The sequence below is a fragment of the Serratia surfactantfaciens genome, assembly GCF_001642805.2.
GTDB classification, from domain to species: Bacteria; Pseudomonadota; Gammaproteobacteria; order Enterobacterales; family Enterobacteriaceae; genus Serratia; species Serratia surfactantfaciens.
Genome location: NZ_CP016948.1, coordinates 3,480,707 through 3,500,864, shown reverse-complemented (window position 1 = coordinate 3,500,864; position 20,158 = coordinate 3,480,707). Strand labels below are relative to the sequence as shown.

Below are 20,158 nucleotides of genomic sequence, written 5' to 3'. Positions count from 1 at the left end.
ATCCCCCAGTCTTGCGGAAAAAAACCGAGGCTGCAAGCGGTGTCGTGCGCAACTTGTGGCGGCCGTTGCAGAATCTCTTCGTGGCTGCGCGCATAACCACCACCGGCCGAACGATAGCGCAATTTGTACGTTGGCGCTGGCGACAGGCTGAGGTAACGTCTGTGGATTCCGATTTGCGCCGAGAACGCCATGTCCATTAAACGCTATCCGCAGCTCGCCCATTGGGGCGCCTATACCGCCGTGGTTGAAGACGGCCGGCTTATCCGTTGTGAACCCTTCGTCGACGATCCTGACCCTTCGCCGCTGCTCGATTCCATCGCGCCGATGGTTTATTCCGACAAGCGCATCCGCAAGCCGGCGGTGCGCCGTTCGTGGCTGCAAAAGCGCGAAGGCAGCGATCGCACGCTGCGCGGCAGAGAAGATTTCATCGAGGTGGACTGGGATTTGGCGCTCGATCTGGTGGCGGAGGAAAACCGTCGGGTGCGCGACCGTTACGGCGCTTCCGGGCTGTTTACCGGCTCATACGGTTGGTCATCGGCCGGGCGACTGCACCATGCGCGTTCGCTGGTGCGGCGGTTCTACTTCAGCGGCGGCGGCGGCGTCGATCAGCAGGGCAACTACAGCTGGGGCGCGGCGCAGTTCTTCCTGCCGTATGTGATCGGCACTTTCTCGCCGCTCACCGGCCGGGTCACCAGCTGGCCGAGCGTGGTGGAACACTGCGAACTGTTTGTGGCGTTCGGCGGGCTGGCGCTGAAAAACGCCCAGGTCTCTTCCGGCGGCGCGGCGGAGCATGCGCTCAAGCCCTGGCTGCAAAAGCTGGCGCGCAAGGGCACGCCGGTGATCAACATCAGCCCGATGCGCGACGATTGCCCCGAGTTCGTCAATGCGGAATGGATCCCGATCCGGCCGAATACCGACGTGGCGCTGATGTTGGCGCTGGCTTACGAAATTCAACGGCTGGGCGCTCAGGACGAAGCCTTCCTGCATAGCCACTGCGTGGGTTATCAGCAGCTGGCGGATTACCTGAACGGCGCCGGCGACGGCGTGGCGAAAACCCCCGTCTGGGCCAGCGCTATCACCGGCATTCCGGCAGCCCGCATCGCGCTGTTGGCGCGGCAGCTGATCGGCGTGCGCAGTTTCATCACCTGTTCTTACTCGGTGCAGCGCGCGCACCGCGGCGAGCAACCCTATTGGATGATGATCGCACTGTCGGCGATGCTGGGGCAGGTGGGGTTGCCGGGCGGCGGTTTCTCGTTCGGCCACGGTTCGATGAACGGCGTCGGCAACCCGCGCGTGGACACGCCCGCGCCGACCATGCCGGTCGGGGACAACCCGGCCGGGCTGGCGATCCCGGTGGCGCGCATCTGCGATATGCTGCTGCACCCCGGCGAAGCCTATCAATTTTGCGGCGAGACGCGGCACTACCCGGATATTCATTTGGTGCACTGGGCCGGCGGCAACCCATTCCATCATCATCAGCAGTTGAATCGGCTGGTGGAGGGCTGGCAGAAGCCGGACACGGTGATCGTCCAGGATATCTGGTGGACGGCGGCGGCCAAGATGGCGGACATCGTGCTGCCGGTCACCAGTTCGCTGGAGCGTAACGATATCGGCGGCTCGTCGCGCGATCGCTACGTGCTGGCGATGCATCAGGCCATTGCGCCGCAGCACCAGGCGCGCAACGATTTCGATATCTTCGCCGATCTGGCGGAGCGTCTCGGCTATCGCGAACGCTTCACCGAGAACCGCGACGAACGGGCCTGGATCGAAGAGATCTACCGGCAATGCGGCGTAGCGCAGCAGCGCGCCGGCGTCGCCTGGCCGGAGTTTGAGGCGTTTTGGCGGCAGAGCTATGTCGAACTGCCCGCGCCCGCCAAAGAGTTTGTGTTTTTCGACGCGTTCCGCGCCGATCCGCAGGCCAATCCGTTGCAAACGCCCAGCGGCAAGATTGAACTGTTCAGCGAGCGGATCGCCGGTTATCGCTATCAGGATTTCGCCCCGCATCCACAGTGGCAACCGCCGGTGGAGTGGTTGGGGGCGCCGCAGGCCAAAAACTGGCCGCTGCATCTGATCTCCATCCAACCGAGCGATCGTCTGCACAGCCAGATGGATCCGGCGCCGCTGGCGCAGGGGAACAAAACCGCCGGACGCGAAACCCTGTATATGCATCCGGACGACGCCGCGCCGCGCGGTGTGCTGGACGGCGCCGAAGTGCTGGTCAGCAACGCGCGCGGCGGTTGCCTGGCGGGGGTATCGCTGACCGACGGTGTAACGCGTGGGGTGGTGCTGATGGCGACCGGCGCCTGGTTCGATCCGGGCGTTGGCGCGCAGCGTCAACCGATTGAACAGGCGGGCAACCCGAACGTGCTGACGCTGGATATCGGCACCTCGCCGCTGACGCAGGGGCCGAATGCCATGAGCTGTCTGGTGGAGGTTAGCGCTCGCTGAGCGAGGCGCGCCCGATCGCGTACCTGGAGAGGGGGCTCCGCGGCGATTATTTATCTTTTGGTCGCCGTGAAGGTTTAAGTTTCATTGAGTTATTACAGCCGGTCGCGGGAAATTTACAGCTGGTTGCATTTGGAGCAGAACTCTTGCGATTCGGCGGTAGTTTCCTGCACGGCATCTCTCTAGAGTAGGTGATCCCAGAGGTATTGATTGGTGAGAAATCAGCGTGCCTTGCATGCTGAAGCCATTTTCAATTGCACCAACCTACGCGGATGCGTAGGTTTTTTTTTGCCCGCCATATAGTATTCTTTTCCCTACAACGATTTACGCCTCCATGGCCAAGGGAGAAGGGCATGATATTTTCACTGCTGCGCGCGCTGTTTCGCCTGTTGTTTCGGGTACGGGTCGAAGGGGACGTCCAGCACTTCGATCGGCAAAAACTGCTGATTACACCGAACCACGTCTCTTTTCTTGACGGCGTGCTGTTGGCGCTGTTCCTGCCGATTAAACCGGTGTTTGCGGTTTACGCCAGCATCGGCGAGAGCTGGTTTATGCGCTGGCTGCGGCCTTACATCGATTTTGTCTCGCTCGACCCCACCAAGCCGATGGCCATCAAGCAGCTGGTGCGCATGGTCGAACAGGGGCGGCCGATCGTGGTGTTCCCTGAAGGGCGCATCACCGTGACCGGCGCGCTGATGAAAATTTACGACGGCGCGGCGTTTATTGCCGCCAAATCGGGCGCCACTGTGGTTCCGGTGCGGATCGACGGCCCCGAATTCAGTCCGTTCGGCCGCATGGCCGGGGTGTTCAAGATCCGCTGGTTCCCGCGAATCAGCATCCGCATCTTGCCGCCGACCACGCTGCCGATGCCGGAGGCGCCGCGTGCGCGCGAACGCCGTGCGCTGGCGGGCGATCGCCTGATGCAGATCATGATGCGGGCGCGGATGGATACGCGTGAACCGCAGACCCTGTTCCATGCCTTGCTGGCGGCGCAGCACCGCTACGGGCGCCGCAAGCCCTGCATCGAAGACATCGCTTTCAAAGAAGACAGTTACCAGACGCTGATCAAGAAATCGCTGGGCGTCAGCCGCATTCTGCAGCGCTTTACCGCCGAAGGGGAGCACGTCGGGCTGCTGTTGCCGAATGCCACCATCACCGCGGCGGCGATCTTCGGCGCTTCGCTGCGCAACCGTATTCCGGCGATGCTCAACTACACCGCCGGCGCCAACGGCCTGAACAGCGCGATGCTCGCCGCCGGCATCAAGACCATCGTCACCTCGCGTCAGTTTCTGGAAAAGGGCAAGCTGACCCACCTGCCGGAGCAGGTGACGCAGGCCAACTGGGTGTATCTGGAAGATCTGAAAGACACCGTCACGCTGGCGGACAAGCTGTGGATCCTGCGGCATTTGCTGCAGCCGCAGCGCGCGGTGTTGCCGCAACGCCCGGAGGATGCGGCGCTGATCCTGTTCACTTCAGGTTCTGAAGGCCACCCCAAGGGCGTGGTGCATTCGCATGCCAGCCTGCTGGCCAACGTAGAACAAATCCGCACCATTGCCGATTTCACGCCGCGCGACCGCTTCATGTCCTCGCTGCCGTTATTCCATTCGTTTGGCCTGACGGTGGGGCTGCTGACGCCGCTTCTCACAGGCAGCCGCATTTTTCTCTACCCCAGCCCGCTGCATTATCGCGTGGTGCCGGAGCTGGTATATGACCGCAACTGCACGGTGTTGTTCGGCACGGCGACCTTCCTCAACAACTATGCGCGCTTCGCCCATCCGTATGATTTTGCCCGCCTGCGCTACGTGGTGGCTGGCGCAGAGAAACTGGCGGACAGCACCAAACAGATCTATCAGGATAAATACGGCATTCGCATCCTGGAAGGCTATGGCGTAACCGAGTGCGCGCCGGTGGTGTCGATCAACGTGCCGCTGGCGACCAAGGTAGGCACCGTCGGCCGCATCATGCCGCAGATGGAGGCGCGTCTGATCGCGGTGCCGGGGATCGATAACGGCGGCCGCCTGCAGCTGAAGGGGCCGAATATCATGAAAGGCTATCTGCGGGTTGAGCGCCCCGGCGAACTGGAGCCGCCGGCGGCGGAAGATGCCAACGGCGTGCTGCAGCCGGGCTGGTACGACACCGGCGATATCGTCAGCCTGGATGAGCAGGGCTACTGCACCATTCGCGGGCGCGTGAAGCGCTTCGCCAAGCTGGCGGGCGAGATGGTGTCGCTGGAGAGCGTCGAACTGCTGGCGCAGCGGCTGTCGCCGGAAAAATTGCATGCCGCCACGGTCAAAAGCGACAGCAGCAAAGGCGAGGCCTTGGTGCTGTTCACCACCGATCCCGCCATCACCCGCGAGGCGTTGCTGCGGGTGGCGCGTGAACTGGGCAGCCCGGAGCTGGCGGTGCCACGTGATATCCGCCTGCTGAAAACGTTGCCGGTGCTGGGCAGCGGCAAACCCGATTTCGTCACCCTGCGTCACATGGCCGAACAGCCGGAGAGTGCCTGATGAATCCTTCGACCGAGTCCCCTTTGTTGTCACGCGGCATGATCGCTGTGATCAGCGCGCAGTTCCTCTCGGCGTTCGGCGACAATGCGTTGCTGTTCGCCACGCTGGCTCTGATCAAACAGCAGCTTTATCCGGACTGGAGCCAGCCGATCCTGCAGATGGCCTTTGTCGCCACCTACATCATTCTTGCGCCGTTCGTCGGCCAGGTCGCCGACAGCTTCGCCAAAGGGCGGGTGATGATGTTCGCCAACGCCCTGAAACTGGCGGGGGCGTTGGTGATCTGCTTTGGGTTCAACCCGTTCCTCGGCTACAGCCTGGTCGGGGTAGGCGCTGCCGCATATTCACCGGCCAAATACGGCATTCTGGGCGAGATCACCAGCGGCGAGAAGCTGGTCAAGGCTAACGGCCTGATGGAAGCCTCGACCATTGCCGCCATTCTGACCGGCTCGGTGGCCGGCGGCATGCTGGCGGATTGGCATGTGGTGGCGGCGCTGGCGGCCTGCGCCTTGGTTTACGCGGGGGCGGTGGTTGCCAACCTGTATATTCCGCGTCTGGCGGCGGCGCGCCCGGGGGCCTCCTGGCGCCCGCGGGCCATGACGAACAGCTTCTTTACCGCCTGCGTTACGCTATGGCGCGATGGGCAGACGCGTTTCTCCCTGATCGGCACCAGCCTGTTTTGGGGTGCCGGCGTGACGCTGCGTTTTCTGCTGGTGCTGTGGGTGCCGGTGGCGCTCGGCATCGCCGATAACGCCACGCCGACGCTGCTGAACGCCATGGTGGCCGTCGGCATCGTGGTGGGCGCTGGCGGTGCCGCGCGTTTCATTACGCTGAAGACGGTGAAGCGCTGTATGCCGGCCGGGATCCTGATCGGCGTCGCGGTCGCGGTATTCGCGCTGCAAACCACCATGCTCAATGCCTATGTCTTGTTGGCGATCATCGGCATGCTGGGGGGCTTCTTCGTAGTGCCGCTCAATGCGCTGCTGCAGGAACGAGGCAAGCATTCGGTCGGCGCCGGCAATGCGATCGCGGTGCAAAACCTGGGTGAAAACGCCGCCATGTTGCTGATGTTGGCGCTGTATTCGCTGGTGGTGAAGCTGGGCGTGCCGGTGGTGGGCGTCGGCGTCGGATTTGGCGTGGTGTTTGCGCTGGCGATTAGCGCACTGTGGTGGTCGCAGCGGCGGTGAAACGGGGCGCAGCGCAGGCTGCGCCCTCGCTGTATTAAGGCGCCGGAATGGTAAACCGGGTATGGATCTCTTCAAGCGCCTGCAGCACGTCCTCATCCAATACCACATCGAGGCTGCCGAGGTTGATTTTCAACTGCTCCACCGAGGTGGCGCCCAGCAGGGTGCTGGCGACGAACGGCTGTTGGCGCACGAAGGCCAAGGCCATCTGCGAAGGATCCAACCCATGTTTTTTGGCCAGCGCCACGTATTCGGCGATCGCCAGCTGGGTTTGCTGCCCTGAATAACGGTTGAAGCGGGTGAACAGCGTATTGCGCGCACCGGCCGGTTTTGCGCCGTTGAGGTATTTACCGCTCAGGGTGCCGAACGCCAGGCTGGAATAGGCCAGCAGCTCCACCCCTTCGTGCTGGCTGATCTCGGCCAGGCCAATCTCAAAGCTGCGGTTCAGCAGGCTGTACGGGTTTTGAATCGACACGATGCGCGGCAGCTCGTGCTTCTCCGCCAGCTGCAGGTAGCGCATCACGCCCCAGGGCGTTTCGTTGGAAACCCCGATGTAGCGAATTTTGCCGGCGCGCACCTGTTCGGTCAGCGCTTCCAGCGTTTCCAGCAGCGTGACCGTGGCTTTGTCATCGGTGTATTGATAATTGAGTTTGCCAAAGCAGTTGGTGGCGCGCTGCGGCCAGTGCAATTGGTAGAGATCGAGATAGTCGGTATTCAGCCGCTTGAGGCTGGCGTCGAGCGCGGCGCGGATGTTTTTTCGATCCAGCGCCTGCTGCGGACGGATGCTGCTGTCGGTGCCGCGCACCGGGCCCGAGACTTTGCTGGCCAGGACGATTTTTTCGCGATTGCCGCGCGCCTTGATCCAACTGCCGATATAGCTCTCGGTCAGGCCCTGGGTTTCCGGGCGGGGCGGCACCGGGTACAGTTCGGCGGTGTCTATCAGGTTCACGCCTGCGGCCAATGCATAGTCCAGTTGCGCATGGGCGTCGGCTTCGCTGTTCTGTTCGCCAAAGGTCATGGTGCCCAGTCCCAGCACGCTCACTTCTAAAGAACTGTGGGGAATACGGTGGTATTGCATTAACGGCCTTCCTTTCTTGTTAGCGCTGACGGGCCGCGCGGCCCGGTAAAACAGGAGCCCAATGTCAGAAGACGGCGCGAAGTCCGTCGGGCGGCGATGTCGCCTTTCCTGACTATAACCAAGCGGTGAAGATGGGGGAAGCGGATTCCGTGCGGACACGAATGAGGGCTACCGCGCTTGAATGGGCGATAGCCGGCGAGCGGTAATTAGCGTTCGATAACCTGAGAAACCTGATCGCCGTTGATCTGGCGGTGATTGCCTTTTTCATCTTTATAGCTGATGAGGCCGGTGTCTTTGTCGATCTCCGGTTTGCCCTGCGTCAGGATCATGTTGCCATCCTTGGTCGCCATTACGTAGTCGCTGGAACATCCCGCCAAACCGGCGGCCATGACCAGCGCAGACACTGCCATTACCCACTTTTTCATCCTGCGGATCCTCGATTGTGCAGAAAACATTGTTATTTCAAGATTAGCAAACTCTCGGCGAAGGGCGTCTCAGATAAGTCTTTATCTGATAAGAAAAAGTGAAATGAGAGGTCAACGAAGGGACGAAAGCCGCCGGGGGCGGCTTTCGTATAGGGTTTATTCCGGCGAGCGGTTTTTCTTGCTGCGCATCAGATTGAGCGCTTCTACCGACATGGAGAAGAACATGGCGAAGTAGATGTAGCCTTTCGGCACGTGCACCTGGAAACTTTCCAGCATCAGCGTGAAGCCCACCAGGATCAGGAACGCCAGCGCCAGCATTTTTACCGACGGATGGCGATTGACGAATTCACCGATCGGCCGGGCGGCGAACATCATCACGCCGACGGCGATCACCACCGCCGCCATCATGATGAACAGGTGGTCGGAAAGGCCCACGGCGGTAATCACCGAATCCAGGCTGAAGATAATATCGAGCAGCATGATCTGCACGATAGCGCCGAAGAAGCTGTGCACCTTGGTGTGGTGCTCTTCCTCCGAACCTTCGATAGTTTCGTGGATCTCTTTGCTGGCTTTCCAGATCAGGAACAATCCCCCCAGCAGCAGAATGAGATCGCGGGCGGAAACGGCGTGATCCAGTACGGTGAACAGCGGGTGCGTCAAGCGGATCACCCAGGCGATAGAGGCCAACAACGCCAGACGCATCAGCATGGCGGCGGCCAGACCTAGTCGGCGAGCTTTGTTCTGTTGCGCTTTAGGCAGCTTGGCCACCACCAGCGACAGAAAAATGATGTTATCAATACCCAGTACGATCTCAAGAATGGTTAGCGTGCCTAACGCTAACCAGGCATTGGGATCCATAATCCATTCGAACATTGCCCGGCACACCTTAATACTTAATAAATGCAAAGCGTGAATTATACGCGTTTATCGTGGCGCTGACAGGGTTAGCTAAACCAGAGTTAAACGAAATCGCTTAGATCGAGAAATGTCTTGCCAGCAATGCGCCGGTAAAACCCTTTTTCAGATAGAAACCGCGCGGCAGCGTCATGATGGGTTGCCCCTGCTCACCGATGGCTTCGGTGAGCGCCTTGCTGTTGGCCGCTTTGGGTCGCAGTTGCAGCACCTCGCCGTGGCGTGCGGTGATGTGCTCTACGTGGCCGAGTACGATCAGATCCATCAACTCTTCCCAATCGCGGCGCAGCCTCTCTTCTTCTGCGGCGCTCGGGCTCCACAGCAGCGGCGAACCGACGCGGCGTTCGGCCAGCGGGATTTGGCGCTCGCCTTCAACCGGGATCCACAGGACGCGCGCCAGTTTGTGGCGAACGTGGCTGCTGGCCCAGGTAACGCCGCTGTTGCCGGTGAGCGGGGCCACGCAGACGAAAGTGGTCTCCAGCGGTTTGCCTGCGGCGTCGACAGGGATGGTTTTCAGCTCGATGCCCAGCTCGGGAAAATCCTGCTCCGGCTTGCTGCCGGCCATGGCGCCGAGGTACAACTCCAGCAGCATGCCCACCCAGCCCTTATCGCGTTTCAGATCCTTGGGGATCGGTAACTGTGCGCGGGCGGCCAGTTCGCCGAAGCTGAAGCCGGCCAGCGCCTGAGCGCGCTCGAACAGCTGCCGTTCATTTTCCGGCGGGGGCGGCAAAGGGGATAAAAACGCCATAAATCAAGCCTGTCGAATTTGGTTGAAAAATGTACTGCGATTATACACGGCGGACGATGGCCGCTATCGCCTGGGGAAAAGAATAATAGTAGCATGATTTTACATGACTTTTTTTCTTTCCCGATGTGAGCGGCAATGCGCGTGCGGGGCTTGTTCACCTGAAGCCACCGACAATAAACAGGATCTTACACCTATTTATCCACAGATTTATGGGATAACCCAAATTTTTACCGATCACTGGTTCAATTTACAGCCTTGACTCGGGCGGGTTTTTACGAATTTGTCCGTTTTGTGCGTAACTTGCCCGGATAATCTGTGGATAAAAACGGCGTTGGTGGATCTTTCGCCAGGGTAAGATCCTTACCGTGCATAGATCACATTTTTGCCCTGTATATAACTGCGGATCATTGGTTAACTTTTTGTTTTTGAAGTTAATGTATGTTTTTGGCGATAAAGGCCGATTTTAGGGTTTGAGAGTTTTACCGGCTTATCCCTCGAGTTCTGCACACACCTATCCACAGAAAAAGTGAATAAAACCGCTCTGAAATGCTGGGGTATGTTTATAACTTTGCCCATATCTGTGAGTTATCCCAATGTTATCCGGCCCGCAGCACCGTAAAGCAGTGGTTTACCGCCTGTAGCTTGTGTGAAACAATCAGGATATCTATGCGAATTTAAGCTTATCGAGGTAGTCCGGTGATCGATGATGATGGCTACCGCCCGAATGTTGGTATCGTAATCTGTAATCGTCAGGGGCAGGTCTTATGGGCCCGCCGTTACGGTCAGCACTCCTGGCAGTTTCCCCAAGGTGGGATTAACCCTGGTGAAACTGCGGAGCAGGCGATGTACCGTGAGCTGTTCGAAGAAGTGGGGCTGAATAAAAAGGATGTGCGCATCCTGGCTTCGACCCGCAACTGGTTGCGCTATAAATTGCCGAAACGTTTGGTGCGTTGGGACACAAAGCCGGTTTGTATCGGCCAAAAGCAAAAATGGTTTTTGTTGCAGCTACTGTGCAATGACGCTGATATCAACATGCAGCGCAGCAGCACGCCGGAGTTCGACGGTTGGCGCTGGGTGAGCTTCTGGTATCCGGTGCGCCAGGTGGTGTCGTTTAAACGCGACGTCTACCGCCGGGTGATGAAAGAATTCGCCGTGACCGTGATGCCGATGCAAGAGCAAGCGGCGCCGCGGCAGGCTCCCGCTTATCGCCGAAAGAGAGGTTAAGTTAAGCAGACTATGCTCACGCGCTTGCGAGAAATTGTAGAGAAGGTGGCCGCGGCGGCCAGTCTGACGGATGCGCTGGATCTGCTGGTCAATGAAACCTGTCTGGCGATGGACACTGAAGTCTGTTCCATCTACCTGGCGGATAATGACCGTCGCTGCTATTACCTGATGGCCACGCGCGGGCTGAAAAAGCCGCGCGGGCGCACTATCGCATTGGCGTTTGACGAGGGCGTCGTCGGGTTGGTCGGCCGCCGGGCCGAGCCCATCAACCTGGCCGATGCCCAAAGCCACCCCAGCTTCAAATACGTTCCGCAGGTGAAAGAGGATCGCTTCCGATCCTTCCTTGGGGTGCCGATCATTCATCGGCGCCAGCTGTTGGGGGTGTTGGTGGTGCAGCAGCGTGAGCTGCGCCAGTTCGACGAAAGCGAAGAGTCATTCATGGTGACTCTGGCCACGCAGATGGCCGGGATCCTTTCACAATCGCAGTTGAATGCTATTTTCGGCCAGTATCGCCAAACGCGCGTGCGCGCGCTGGCGGCCTCGCCAGGCGTAGCCGTAGCGGAAGGGTGGCAGGACAGCAGCCAACCGTCGCTCGATCAGGTTTACCGCGCGTCGACGCTGGACACCGCCAGCGAACGCGAACGCTTGACGCTGGCGCTGGAAGAGGCCGGCGCGGAATTTCGCCGTTTCAGCAAGCGTTTTGCCGCCAGCTCGCAAAAAGAGAGCGCGGCGATCTTCGATCTTTATTCTCACCTGTTAAACGACGCCCGCCTCAAGCGCGAACTGTTCGCCGAAATCGACAACGGTTCAGTGGCGGAGTGGGCGGTGAAACAGGTGATAGAAGCCTTTGCCGAGCAGTTCGCCAAATTGCAGGACACCTACATGCGCGAGCGCGGCAGCGACCTGCGCGCGCTCGGCCAGCGCCTGCTGTTCCATCTCGACGACACCACTCAGGGCGCCACCCAGTGGCCGGCGCGTTTCGTGCTGGTGGCGGATGAACTGACCGCGACATTGCTGGCCGAGGTGCCGCAGGATCGCCTGGTCGGCGTGGTGGTGCGCGACGGCGCCGCCAACTCGCATGCGGCGATTTTGGTGCGGGCGATGGGGGTGCCGACGGTGATGGGCGCTGACATCCAACCTTCTCTGCTCAGCCAACGGCTGCTGATCGTCGACGGTTATCGCGGCGAACTGCTGGTCGATCCTGAGCCGGTGTTGGTGCAGGAATATCAGCGGCTGATCAGCGAAGAGCTGGAGCTGAGCAAACTGGCGGAAGATGACGTCGAGCAACCGGCGCAGCTGAAAAGCGGCGAACGCATTCAGGTGATGCTGAACGCCGGTCTCAGCCCGGAACATGAGCAGCTGTTGGGCGGCCGGGTGGATGGCGTGGGGCTATACCGCACCGAAATCCCGTTCATGTTGCAAAGCGGCTTCCCTTCCGAAGAGGAGCAGGTCGCGCAGTACCAGGGCATGCTGCAGCTTTACCCGAGCAAACCGGTCACGCTGCGCACCTTAGACATCGGCGCCGACAAGCAACTGCCCTATATGCCGATCAGTGAGGAGAACCCTTGTCTGGGCTGGCGCGGTATCCGTATCACCCTGGATCAGCCGGAGATTTTTTTGATTCAGGTTCGCGCCATGCTGCGCGCCAATGCCGGCACCGGCAATCTGGGCATTCTGCTGCCGATGGTCACCAGCCTGGAAGAGGTCGACGAGGCCAAACGCCTGATTGACCGCGCCGGGCGCGAGGTGGAAGAGGTGCTCGGCTACGGGATACCGAAACCGAAAATCGGCGTGATGCTGGAAGTGCCGTCGATGATTTTCCTGATCCCGCATTTGGCCGGGCGCGTTGACTTCATCTCGGTTGGTACCAACGATTTAACCCAGTATCTGTTGGCGGTGGATCGCAACAACACCCGGGTGGCTTCGCTGTATGACAGCCTGCATCCCGCGATGCTGCAGGTGCTTAAGCTGATCGCCGAACAGGGGAAGGCGGCGGGGTTGCAGCTTAGCCTGTGTGGCGAACTGGCCGGCGATCCCATGGGCGCGCTGTTGCTGGTGGGCATGGGCTACCGCAATCTGAGCATGAACGGCCGCAGCGTGGCGCGCATCAAATACCTGCTGCGGCATATCGAGCTGTCCGACGCCGAAGTGCTGGCGCACCGGGTGTTGAACACCCAAATGACCACCGAAGTGCGCCATTTGGTGGCGGCTTTTATGGAACGACGCGGCATGGGCGGGTTGATTCGCGGCGGCAGATAACCGCCGCAGGCGGTAATTTTTTTACAGAACTTTTCCCGCTCAGCCGGACCGGACCGCGTTAAGCCTATGTTATGATGCGCAACCTCAGCGCGGCGCATGCTCGTCGCCCTGCAAACCGCAGCGGTCAACGCTGCCGCTTGAAGGGCGTGGGATAACCTGCGTCGCCGTTTGGCACCTGCCGCCCCCGCATGGGGAAAAATAACAGACATGTTGTGGTGATAGATGAGCAATAGCTATCTGGCGTTTCCTAAATTTGATCCGGTCATTTTCTCCATTGGCCCGGTTTCTCTGCATTGGTACGGCCTGATGTACCTGGTCGGCTTCGTTTTTGCCATGTGGCTGGCGGTGCGCCGCGCCAACAAGCCGGGTAGCGGCTGGACCAAAGATGAAGTGGAAAACCTGCTCTACGCCGGTTTCCTGGGCGTATTCGTCGGCGGCCGCGTAGGCTATGTGCTGTTCTACAACCTGCCGCTGTTCCTGGATAACCCGCTCTATCTGTTTAAAGTCTGGGATGGCGGCATGTCGTTCCACGGCGGTTTGATGGGGGTGATTCTGGTGATGTTCTGGTTCGCTCGCCGCACCAAGCGCACCTTCTTCCAGGTTTCCGATTTTATCGCGCCTTTGATTCCGTTCGGTTTGGGCGCCGGCCGCCTCGGCAACTTTATCAACGGCGAGCTATGGGGCCGCGTGACCACCGACACCCCTTGGGCGATGCTGTTCCCAAGCTCGCGCAGCGAAGACGTGGCTCTCGCCGCCGCCGATCCTTCCCTGCTGCCGCTGCTGAATCAGTACGGCGTGCTGCCGCGCCATCCGTCGCAGCTGTATGAGCTGCTGCTGGAAGGCGTGGTGCTGTTTATCATTCTGAACCTGTTCATTCGCAAGCCGCGGCCGATGGGCGCCGTATCGGGCCTGTTCCTGATCGGTTATGGCGCATTCCGCATCATCGTCGAAGCGTTCCGCCAGCCGGATGCTCAGCTCGGCCTGTTTGACGGCGTGATCAGCATGGGGCAGATCCTGTCCATCCCAATGGTGGTGGCCGGTGTTATTATGATGATTTGGGCGTACCGTCGTCGCCCGCAGCAACAAGTGTCGTGAGGGACAAATGAAACAGTATCTGGATTTGATGAACAAGGTGCTCGCCGAGGGCACCCCTAAAGCCGACCGTACCGGCACTGGCACGTTGTCGATTTTCGGCCACCAGATGCGTTTCAATTTGCAGGAAGGTTTCCCGTTGGTGACCACCAAGAAATGTCACCTGCGTTCGATCATTCATGAGCTGTTATGGTTCCTGAACGGCGATACCAACATCGCCTACCTGCGTGACAACAAGGTCACCATTTGGGACGAGTGGGCCGACGAAAACGGCGATCTCGGCCCGGTTTACGGCAAACAGTGGCGCGCCTGGGGCGCGGCGGACGGCCGTCAGATCGATCAACTGAGCAACGTGCTCCAACAGCTGAAGCAAGATCCGGACTCGCGCCGCATCATCGTTTCCGCCTGGAACGTCGGCGAGCTGGACCAGATGGCGCTGGCGCCGTGCCACGCGTTCTTCCAGTTCTACGTGGCGGACGGCAAGCTCTCTTGCCAGCTGTACCAGCGTTCCTGCGATGTGTTCCTTGGCCTGCCGTTCAACATCGCCAGCTATGCGCTGTTGGTGCACATGATGGCGCAGCAGTGCGATCTGGAAGTGGGCGACTTCGTCTGGACCGGTGGCGATACTCACCTGTACAGCAATCACATGGAGCAGACTCAGCTGCAGCTGACGCGTGAACCGCGCCCGTTGCCGAAGCTGGTGATCAAACGCAAGCCGGCTTCGCTGTTCGATTACCGCTTCGAAGACTTCGAGATCGAAGGTTACGATCCGCATCCGGCCATCAAGGCGCCGGTCGCGATCTGACCTTAACCGCATCACACCAGGGGGCGCACGATTGCGCCCCCTTTTTTTATCCGCATTGCGCGCCGCATTTTACTGTCGCCACTTGTCGCTACAGAAAAAACCTTGCGCAGCTTGCCGCAAGGCTTGCGCATACGGCTTTACCGCCTTGTGGTCCTCCGTACACTGGCCGCATGAACGAAAATACGCTATCGAACATCGATGATCGCCAGCGCGGCATGACGCTGATTGAGCTGCTGGCGGCGCTCCTGATCGCCGGCATGCTCACCGGTTGGGGCGTCGGCCAATGGCGCCACCATCAGCAAGCGCTGCGGCTGGAGCACACCGGCCAGCAGCTGCTGGCGTTTTTACTGCGATTGCAGGCGGAGGCTAACGGGCGCAACCGCACGACGCTGCTGTGGTTCAAGCACGGCGCCCCCTGGTGCCTGGGCGGTGGTGCGCCGCCGCCGGATTGCGCTTCCGCCGAGGGGCCGGTCTTTTCATCGCCTTATCCCGACGTCGTTTTGAGGGGCTACACCGGCAAAGAGATCGGGTTTTACGGTTTGCGCAATACCGCCCAGGCGGGGCACATTCTTCTCAGTAACGATGCTGGCGGCCTGCGGCTGGTGCTGTCCGCGCGGGGAAGGCTGCGTTTGTGCAGCGAAGGGCATCGGATAAGGGGCATCGGGCTATGTTGACCTTAGAACGCGGTTTTACTTTGCCGGAGGTGATGCTGGCACTGGTGTTCGGTAGCGTGATCGCGCTCGGCGCGGCGAAAACCTACCCGCTGCTGCGCCAGCAAAACGTGGCCGTCGGCCAGCATTTCCGGCTGGAGTCAACGCTGCGGCAGCTGGCGTTCAACATCGAGAAAGACCTGCGCCGCGCCGGTTTTTGCGCCGGACAGTGCGCCGGGCGTCCGCTGTTGATCGGTCAGGCAGCGGGAGAGGCGGCGGGGAGCTGCGTCATCGTCGCCTACGACATCACGCGCAGCGGGCAATGGCTCACGTCGGGTGAAGATGCGGGCTACTTCGGTTATCGGCTGCGTAATGGCGGCTTGGAAGGGCAGCGCGGCGTAAACCAATGCGATGGCGGCGGCTGGGAGCGGTTGCTCGATCGTGACGAAGTGCGCATTGAGCGGTTTCATGTGGCGATCGAACGGGGGGAGCACGGGGCCGTGTTGGCCCGTTTGAGCCTGGCGGGGCGCTCTGTCGGCGATGCGCGTATCGGGCGCAGCCTGAACGGGAGCGTTGAGATGGCGGCGTTGCCATGAACCGGCGTACTCAGCAAGGCGGCAGCACCCTGGCGGCGGTGATGTTGCTGCTGGCGTTGGGGCTGATGTTGCTCAATGCTCAGCATCGGCAATTGGACAACGCTCTGTTGCTGGCGGCCGATCAGCAACGTTACCTCCAGGCTTACAATCAGGCCGCTTCGGCGCTGAGTTGGGGCATGATCCAGCGCTGGCCACGCGCCGATTTGGCTACAGGGGCCTGGTCATGCCGGCAACGCGCGGAACTGACGGCCTGCGCCCGGTTATCTGCCAGAGCGGGCGTAGTGATGGTGCGCGGCCGGGGCGAGATGCGCGGCGGTGAGCCGTTATGGCTTTATCAGTTGGGTGCGTTTGAGGGGGCGGAGGTTGCCAGCAGGATCTTGGCGCAGCCCGATGGCCGGCTGGATTTTTGCCCTGAGAAAAGGCTGGCCGACTGTGACGGCTAATGCTCGCGTACGGCGGATATCCCGCAACGGCTTCAGTTTGCCGGAGGTGCTGGTGGCGGCTTTGCTGTTCTCGGTGTCGCTGCTTGGCTTGTTACAGTATCATCAGGTGCTGTTGCAGTCGTTCCAGCGCCAGTGGCACTACCGGCAAGCCTGGATATTGGCGCACCAGCAGCTTGAAGCGTTTGCCGTCACCGGGCGGCCCGATGCTGAACCGCCGCCGGAAGGCTGGCGACGCGAGACGGTGCTCGAGGGTGCTGATGTGGGGTGCCGCCGATTGACGGCCAGTATACAAACGCCGCAGCGGCAGTGGGCGACGCTGAGCCGCTGGTATTGCACCCGTTTTTGAGCCGGTACGTATCTTGTTTTAAAGGAGCCTTCATGTTCACGGTTTATCATTCCAATCAGCTGGATTTATTGAAAACGCTGACCAGCGCGCTGATAGCCAGAGATCCGTTGGCCGATCCTTTTCAACAGGAAGTGGTACTGGTGCAGAGCCCCGGCATGGCGCAATGGCTGCAAATGCAGCTGGCGGAACAGTTCGGCATCGCCGCCAATGTCGCGTTTCCGCTGCCGGCGACCTTCATTTGGGACATGTTCACCCGGGTATTGCCGGATATCCCGAAAGAGAGCGCCTTCAGCAAGGACGCCATGACCTGGAAGTTGATGTGGCTGCTGCCGGAGATGCTGACCCAGCCGGCGTTCGCGCCGCTGCAGCACTATCTGACCGATGACGGCGACAAGCGTAAAATCCACCAGTTGGCCGGCCGGGTAGCTGACCTGTTCGACCAATACTTGGTTTACCGCCCGCAGTGGCTGGAGAGCTGGCAGCGCGGCGAGCGCATCGACGGTCTGGCGGAGGCGCAGCAATGGCAGGCGCCGCTCTGGGTGCGTCTGGTGGAATACACGCGCGAGCTGGGGCAGCCTGAATGGCATCGCGCCAATTTGTACAGTCGCTTTATCCACGCGCTGGAGCAGGCGACAACGTGTCCGGCCGGTTTGCCGCCGCGGGTGTTTATCTGCGGTATTTCAGCGCTGCCGCCGGTTTATCTGGAGGCGCTGCAGGCGCTGGGGCGGCATATCGATATCCACCTGATGTTCACCAACCCCTGCCGCTACTATTGGGGCGACATTCAGGATTACGCTTTCCTGGCCCGCTTGCAGAGCCGCAAGCGTCGTCACTACCATCAGGCGCGCGAACAGGGGTTGTTTCGCGAGCCTGGCGACGCGGCGCATCTGTTTGACGCCGAAGGGCAGCAGCAGCTCAGCAACCCGCTGCTGGCCTCCTGGGGCAAGCTGGGGCGCGATCACCTCTATCTGCTGTCGCAGATGGAGGGGGCGCAAGAGGTCGACGCCTTTGTCGATATCCCGGCCGATACCATGCTGCACGCCGTTCAGCGCGATATGCTGGAGCTGGAAGACTATGCGGTAATCGGCATTACGGCGGATACGCTGGAAAGCAGCTTCAGCAAGCGCCCGCTCGATCCGCAAGACCGTTCCCTCAGCCTGCACGCCTGCCACAGCCCGCAGCGGGAAGTGGAGGTATTGCACGATCGGCTGCTGACCATGCTGGCGGAGGATCCCTCGTTGACGCCACGGGATATCATCGTGATGGTGGCGGATATCGACAGCTACACGCCTTACATTCAGGCGGTGTTCGGCAATGCCCCCGCCGAGCGCTACCTGCCGTTCGCCATTTCCGACCGTAAGGCACGCCAGGCGCATCCGGCGCTGCAGGCGTTCATTTCTCTGCTCGATCTGCCGCAAAGCCGCTTTACTTCGGAGCAGGTGCTGGCGCTGCTGGAGGTGCCGGCCCTGGCCGCCCGTTTCGCCATTGGCGAAGAGGGGTTACGCCTGCTGCGTCATTGGGTGGGTGAATCCGGCGTACGCTGGGGCCTGGACGACGATAATGTGCGCGAACTGGATCTGCCCGCCACTGGCCAGCATACCTGGCGCTTCGGCATTACGCGCATGCTGCTCGGCTACGCGATGGACAGCAATGCCGGCGATTGGCAGGGCATTTTTCCTTACGACGAGTCGAGCGGATTGGTCGCCGAACTGGCGGGACAACTGGCGGATCTGCTGGCGCAGCTCAGCCATTGGCGGCAAATCTTGAGCGAGGCGCGCTCGCTCGACGCGTGGCTGCCGCTGTGCCGGCAACTGCTGGATGCTTTCTTCGTTGCGGACAGCGACACCGAAGTGGTGCTGGCATTGATCGAGCAGCAATGGCAGCAGGCCATCAATTTTGGCCTGGCGGCCCGCTATCCCGATGAGGTGCCGTTGACCATTCTGCGCGACGATCTGGCGGCGCGGCTCGATCAGGAGCGCATCAGCCAGCGCTTCCTCGCCGGGCAAATCAACTTCTGCACGCTGATGCCGATGCGCTCCATTCCGTTCAAGGTGGTGTGCCTGCTGGGTATGAACGACGGCGTGTATCCGCGCACGCTGCCGCCGCTGGGCTTCGATCTGATGGCGCAACAGGTCAAACGCGGTGACCGCAGCCGCCGCGATGACGACCGCTATCTGTTCCTGGAGGCGATTCTGTCCGCGCAACAGCGGCTGTATATCAGCTTCATCGGCCGTTCCATCCAAGACAACAGCCCGCGCTATCCTTCAGTATTGGTGACCGAGCTGCTGGAGTACCTCGAACAAAGCTATTGTCTGCCGGGAGATGAAGAGCTCAGCGCGGACGACAGCGCCCAACGGGTTGGCGAGCACTTGTTGACGTGGCACGCGCGCATGCCGTTCGCCGCCGAGAATTTCTTGCCGGGCTCGGAGGAGCAAAGCTATGCCGCCGAGTGGTTGCCCGCCGCCGACGGGCGTGGCGCGGCGCATCCGGCCTTTAACCAACCGCTGCCCGCCGAGGCGTTGCAGCAGGTCTCGTTGGATGAGCTGCTGCGGTTTTACCGTCATCCGATTCGCGCCTTCTTCCAGCTGCGGTTGGGCGTCAGTTTCATCCTGGAAGAGACCGAACTGCCGGACGAAGAGCCCTTCACGCTGGATAATCTCAGCCGCTACCAATTCAACAGCCAACTGCTGAATACCCTGATCGACGGCGACGATCCCGAGCGGCTATTCCAGCGGGTGCGCGCCGCCGGCGGCTTGCCTTATGGCGCTTTCGGCGAAATCTATTGGCAAAAGCAGCAGGAAGAAATGAGCGAACTGGCCGAACAGGTGCGTGCGGAGCGCACACCGAGCCATAGCCTGGAGCTGGATATCGAGATAGCCGGCGTGCGCCTCAGCGGCTGGTTGCATCAGGTGCAGGATGACGGCCTGCTGCGCTGGCGGCCCGCCACGCTATCGGCGGTGGACGGCATATTGCTGTGGTTGGAGCATCTGGTGTACTGCTGCGCCGGCGGCACCGGCGAGAGCCGCATTTACGGCCGCAAGAACTCCGCCTGGCGCTTTGCCGCGCTGGCTCCTGAAGATGCGCAAGCGCAGCTGGCGGAACTGCTGGCGGGCTATCAGCGCGGTTTGTGTCAGCCGCTGTTGCTGCTGAACAAGAGCGGCTGGGCATGGCTGAGTCAGTGCTATCAGCCGGAAACACAGCAAATCGACTGGGAGGAAGACGCGCAAATTAAGGCCCGCGCCAAATTGCTGCAGGCTTGGCAGGGCGATCAGCGCATTCCCGGCGAAGGGGAAGATCCCTACGTGCAGCGAGTGTTCCGACAGTTAGACAATGACTACTTAGCGCAAATACTGGCCGAAACAGAGCGTTATCTGCTGCCGGTGGCGCGACATAACCTGGGGTAACAATCCCCCGGTGGTGCTGTGCGGCGCGAGGTGGTAAAAATAA

At 60.7% G+C, this 20,158-nt stretch carries 16 protein-coding genes; 12 read left to right on the top strand and 4 right to left on the bottom strand.

Features of this window, described 5'->3' with window-relative positions; genetic code table 11:
• Positions 1-189: 189 nt before the first annotated feature.
• The 3 genes from ATE40_RS16465 to lplT all read left to right on the top strand — a co-directional run bounded on the left by ATE40_RS16465 (position 190) and on the right by lplT (position 6,136).
• Positions 190-2,448, top strand: coding sequence for a molybdopterin guanine dinucleotide-containing S/N-oxide reductase (locus tag ATE40_RS16465; RefSeq protein WP_063917947.1), 2,259 nt, complete (start codon positions 190-192; stop codon positions 2,446-2,448).
• A gap of 350 nt (positions 2,449-2,798) precedes the next feature.
• Positions 2,799-4,952 (top strand): bifunctional acyl-ACP--phospholipid O-acyltransferase/long-chain-fatty-acid--ACP ligase, encoded by a 2,154-nt coding sequence (aas, locus tag ATE40_RS16460; protein WP_063917946.1) that lies wholly within the window; start codon positions 2,799-2,801, stop codon positions 4,950-4,952.
• Entirely contained in the window at positions 4,952-6,136 is a 1,185-nt protein-coding gene (lplT, locus tag ATE40_RS16455; RefSeq protein WP_019455712.1) for a lysophospholipid transporter LplT, read from the top strand. Before aas ends, lplT begins: the two co-directional genes overlap by 1 nt.
• 34 nt (positions 6,137-6,170) lie before the next feature.
• On the opposite strand, the gene ATE40_RS16450 is transcribed toward lplT, so the two are convergent.
• From ATE40_RS16450 to mutH, 4 genes are all read right to left on the bottom strand, one after another.
• Entirely contained in the window at positions 6,171-7,211 is a 1,041-nt protein-coding gene (locus ATE40_RS16450) for an NADP(H)-dependent aldo-keto reductase (RefSeq protein ID WP_019455713.1), read from the bottom strand.
• Positions 7,212-7,417: 206 nt separating this feature from the next.
• Positions 7,418-7,636, bottom strand: coding sequence for a YgdI/YgdR family lipoprotein (locus tag ATE40_RS16445; RefSeq protein WP_019455714.1), 219 nt, complete (start codon positions 7,634-7,636; stop codon positions 7,418-7,420).
• 156 nt (positions 7,637-7,792) lie between these two features.
• Positions 7,793-8,509 carry a TerC family protein gene (locus ATE40_RS16440; RefSeq protein WP_019455715.1) on the bottom strand — a complete coding sequence of 239 codons (717 nt, stop codon included), beginning with the start codon at positions 8,507-8,509 and terminating at the stop codon, positions 7,793-7,795.
• Positions 8,510-8,609: 100 nt separating this feature from the next.
• A complete protein-coding gene (gene mutH / locus ATE40_RS16435) occupies positions 8,610-9,296 on the bottom strand; it encodes a DNA mismatch repair endonuclease MutH (protein WP_019455716.1) in 687 nt (228 codons plus the stop codon).
• A gap of 696 nt (positions 9,297-9,992) precedes the next feature.
• Between mutH and rppH the strand changes: the two genes are divergently transcribed.
• The 9 genes from rppH to recC all read left to right on the top strand — a co-directional run bounded on the left by rppH (position 9,993) and on the right by recC (position 20,115).
• On the top strand, positions 9,993-10,520 hold the full coding sequence (gene rppH, locus ATE40_RS16430) for an RNA pyrophosphohydrolase (protein ID WP_025160232.1): 528 nt from the start codon (positions 9,993-9,995) through the stop codon (positions 10,518-10,520).
• A 12-nt stretch (positions 10,521-10,532) separates the two neighbouring features.
• Entirely contained in the window at positions 10,533-12,779 is a 2,247-nt protein-coding gene (ptsP, locus tag ATE40_RS16425; protein ID WP_019455718.1) for a phosphoenolpyruvate--protein phosphotransferase, read from the top strand.
• Between the two features lie 222 nt (positions 12,780-13,001).
• On the top strand, positions 13,002-13,874 hold the full coding sequence (gene lgt / locus ATE40_RS16420; protein WP_019455719.1) for a prolipoprotein diacylglyceryl transferase: 873 nt from the start codon (positions 13,002-13,004) through the stop codon (positions 13,872-13,874).
• Between the two features lie 7 nt (positions 13,875-13,881).
• Positions 13,882-14,676 (top strand): thymidylate synthase, encoded by a 795-nt coding sequence (thyA, locus tag ATE40_RS16415; protein WP_016929918.1) that lies wholly within the window; start codon positions 13,882-13,884, stop codon positions 14,674-14,676.
• A 170-nt stretch (positions 14,677-14,846) separates the two neighbouring features.
• Positions 14,847-15,350 carry a prepilin peptidase-dependent protein gene (locus tag ATE40_RS16410; RefSeq protein WP_019455720.1) on the top strand — a complete coding sequence of 168 codons (504 nt, stop codon included), beginning with the start codon at positions 14,847-14,849 and terminating at the stop codon, positions 15,348-15,350.
• On the top strand, positions 15,344-15,922 hold the full coding sequence (locus ATE40_RS16405) for a prepilin peptidase-dependent protein (protein ID WP_019455721.1): 579 nt from the start codon (positions 15,344-15,346) through the stop codon (positions 15,920-15,922). The genes ATE40_RS16410 and ATE40_RS16405 overlap by 7 nt, the downstream gene beginning before the upstream one ends.
• Positions 15,919-16,365, top strand: coding sequence for a YgdB family protein (locus tag ATE40_RS16400; RefSeq protein WP_063917945.1), 447 nt, complete (start codon positions 15,919-15,921; stop codon positions 16,363-16,365). Before ATE40_RS16405 ends, ATE40_RS16400 begins: the two co-directional genes overlap by 4 nt.
• The gene (locus ATE40_RS16395) at positions 16,355-16,711 is read left to right on the top strand and encodes a prepilin-type N-terminal cleavage/methylation domain-containing protein (protein WP_156785438.1); all 357 of its coding nucleotides are present in this window, start codon (positions 16,355-16,357) and stop codon (positions 16,709-16,711) included. Before ATE40_RS16400 ends, ATE40_RS16395 begins: the two co-directional genes overlap by 11 nt.
• A 32-nt stretch (positions 16,712-16,743) precedes the next feature.
• Positions 16,744-20,115, top strand: coding sequence for an exodeoxyribonuclease V subunit gamma (gene recC / locus ATE40_RS16390; protein ID WP_063917944.1), 3,372 nt, complete (start codon positions 16,744-16,746; stop codon positions 20,113-20,115).
• The last annotated feature ends 43 nt before the right edge of the window (positions 20,116-20,158 follow it).

Bases quoted from the DNA above. Each gene is read 5' to 3' on its own strand.
- ATE40_RS16465 (WP_063917947.1), top strand. From the start codon at position 190: ATGTCCATTAAACGCTATCCGCAGCTCGCCCATTGGGGCGCCTATACC.
- aas (WP_063917946.1), top strand. From the start codon at position 2,799: ATGATATTTTCACTGCTGCGCGCGCTGTTTCGCCTGTTGTTTCGGGTA.
- lplT (WP_019455712.1), top strand. From the start codon at position 4,952: ATGAATCCTTCGACCGAGTCCCCTTTGTTGTCACGCGGCATGATCGCT.
- ATE40_RS16450 (WP_019455713.1), bottom strand. From the start codon at position 7,211: ATGCAATACCACCGTATTCCCCACAGTTCTTTAGAAGTGAGCGTGCTG.
- ATE40_RS16445 (WP_019455714.1), bottom strand. From the start codon at position 7,636: ATGAAAAAGTGGGTAATGGCAGTGTCTGCGCTGGTCATGGCCGCCGGT.
- ATE40_RS16440 (WP_019455715.1), bottom strand. From the start codon at position 8,509: ATGTTCGAATGGATTATGGATCCCAATGCCTGGTTAGCGTTAGGCACG.
- mutH (WP_019455716.1), bottom strand. From the start codon at position 9,296: ATGGCGTTTTTATCCCCTTTGCCGCCCCCGCCGGAAAATGAACGGCAG.
- ptsP (WP_019455718.1), top strand. From the start codon at position 10,533: ATGCTCACGCGCTTGCGAGAAATTGTAGAGAAGGTGGCCGCGGCGGCC.
- lgt (WP_019455719.1), top strand. From the start codon at position 13,002: ATGAGCAATAGCTATCTGGCGTTTCCTAAATTTGATCCGGTCATTTTC.
- thyA (WP_016929918.1), top strand. From the start codon at position 13,882: ATGAAACAGTATCTGGATTTGATGAACAAGGTGCTCGCCGAGGGCACC.
- ATE40_RS16410 (WP_019455720.1), top strand. From the start codon at position 14,847: ATGAACGAAAATACGCTATCGAACATCGATGATCGCCAGCGCGGCATG.
- ATE40_RS16405 (WP_019455721.1), top strand. From the start codon at position 15,344: ATGTTGACCTTAGAACGCGGTTTTACTTTGCCGGAGGTGATGCTGGCA.
- ATE40_RS16400 (WP_063917945.1), top strand. From the start codon at position 15,919: ATGAACCGGCGTACTCAGCAAGGCGGCAGCACCCTGGCGGCGGTGATG.
- recC (WP_063917944.1), top strand. From the start codon at position 16,744: ATGTTCACGGTTTATCATTCCAATCAGCTGGATTTATTGAAAACGCTG.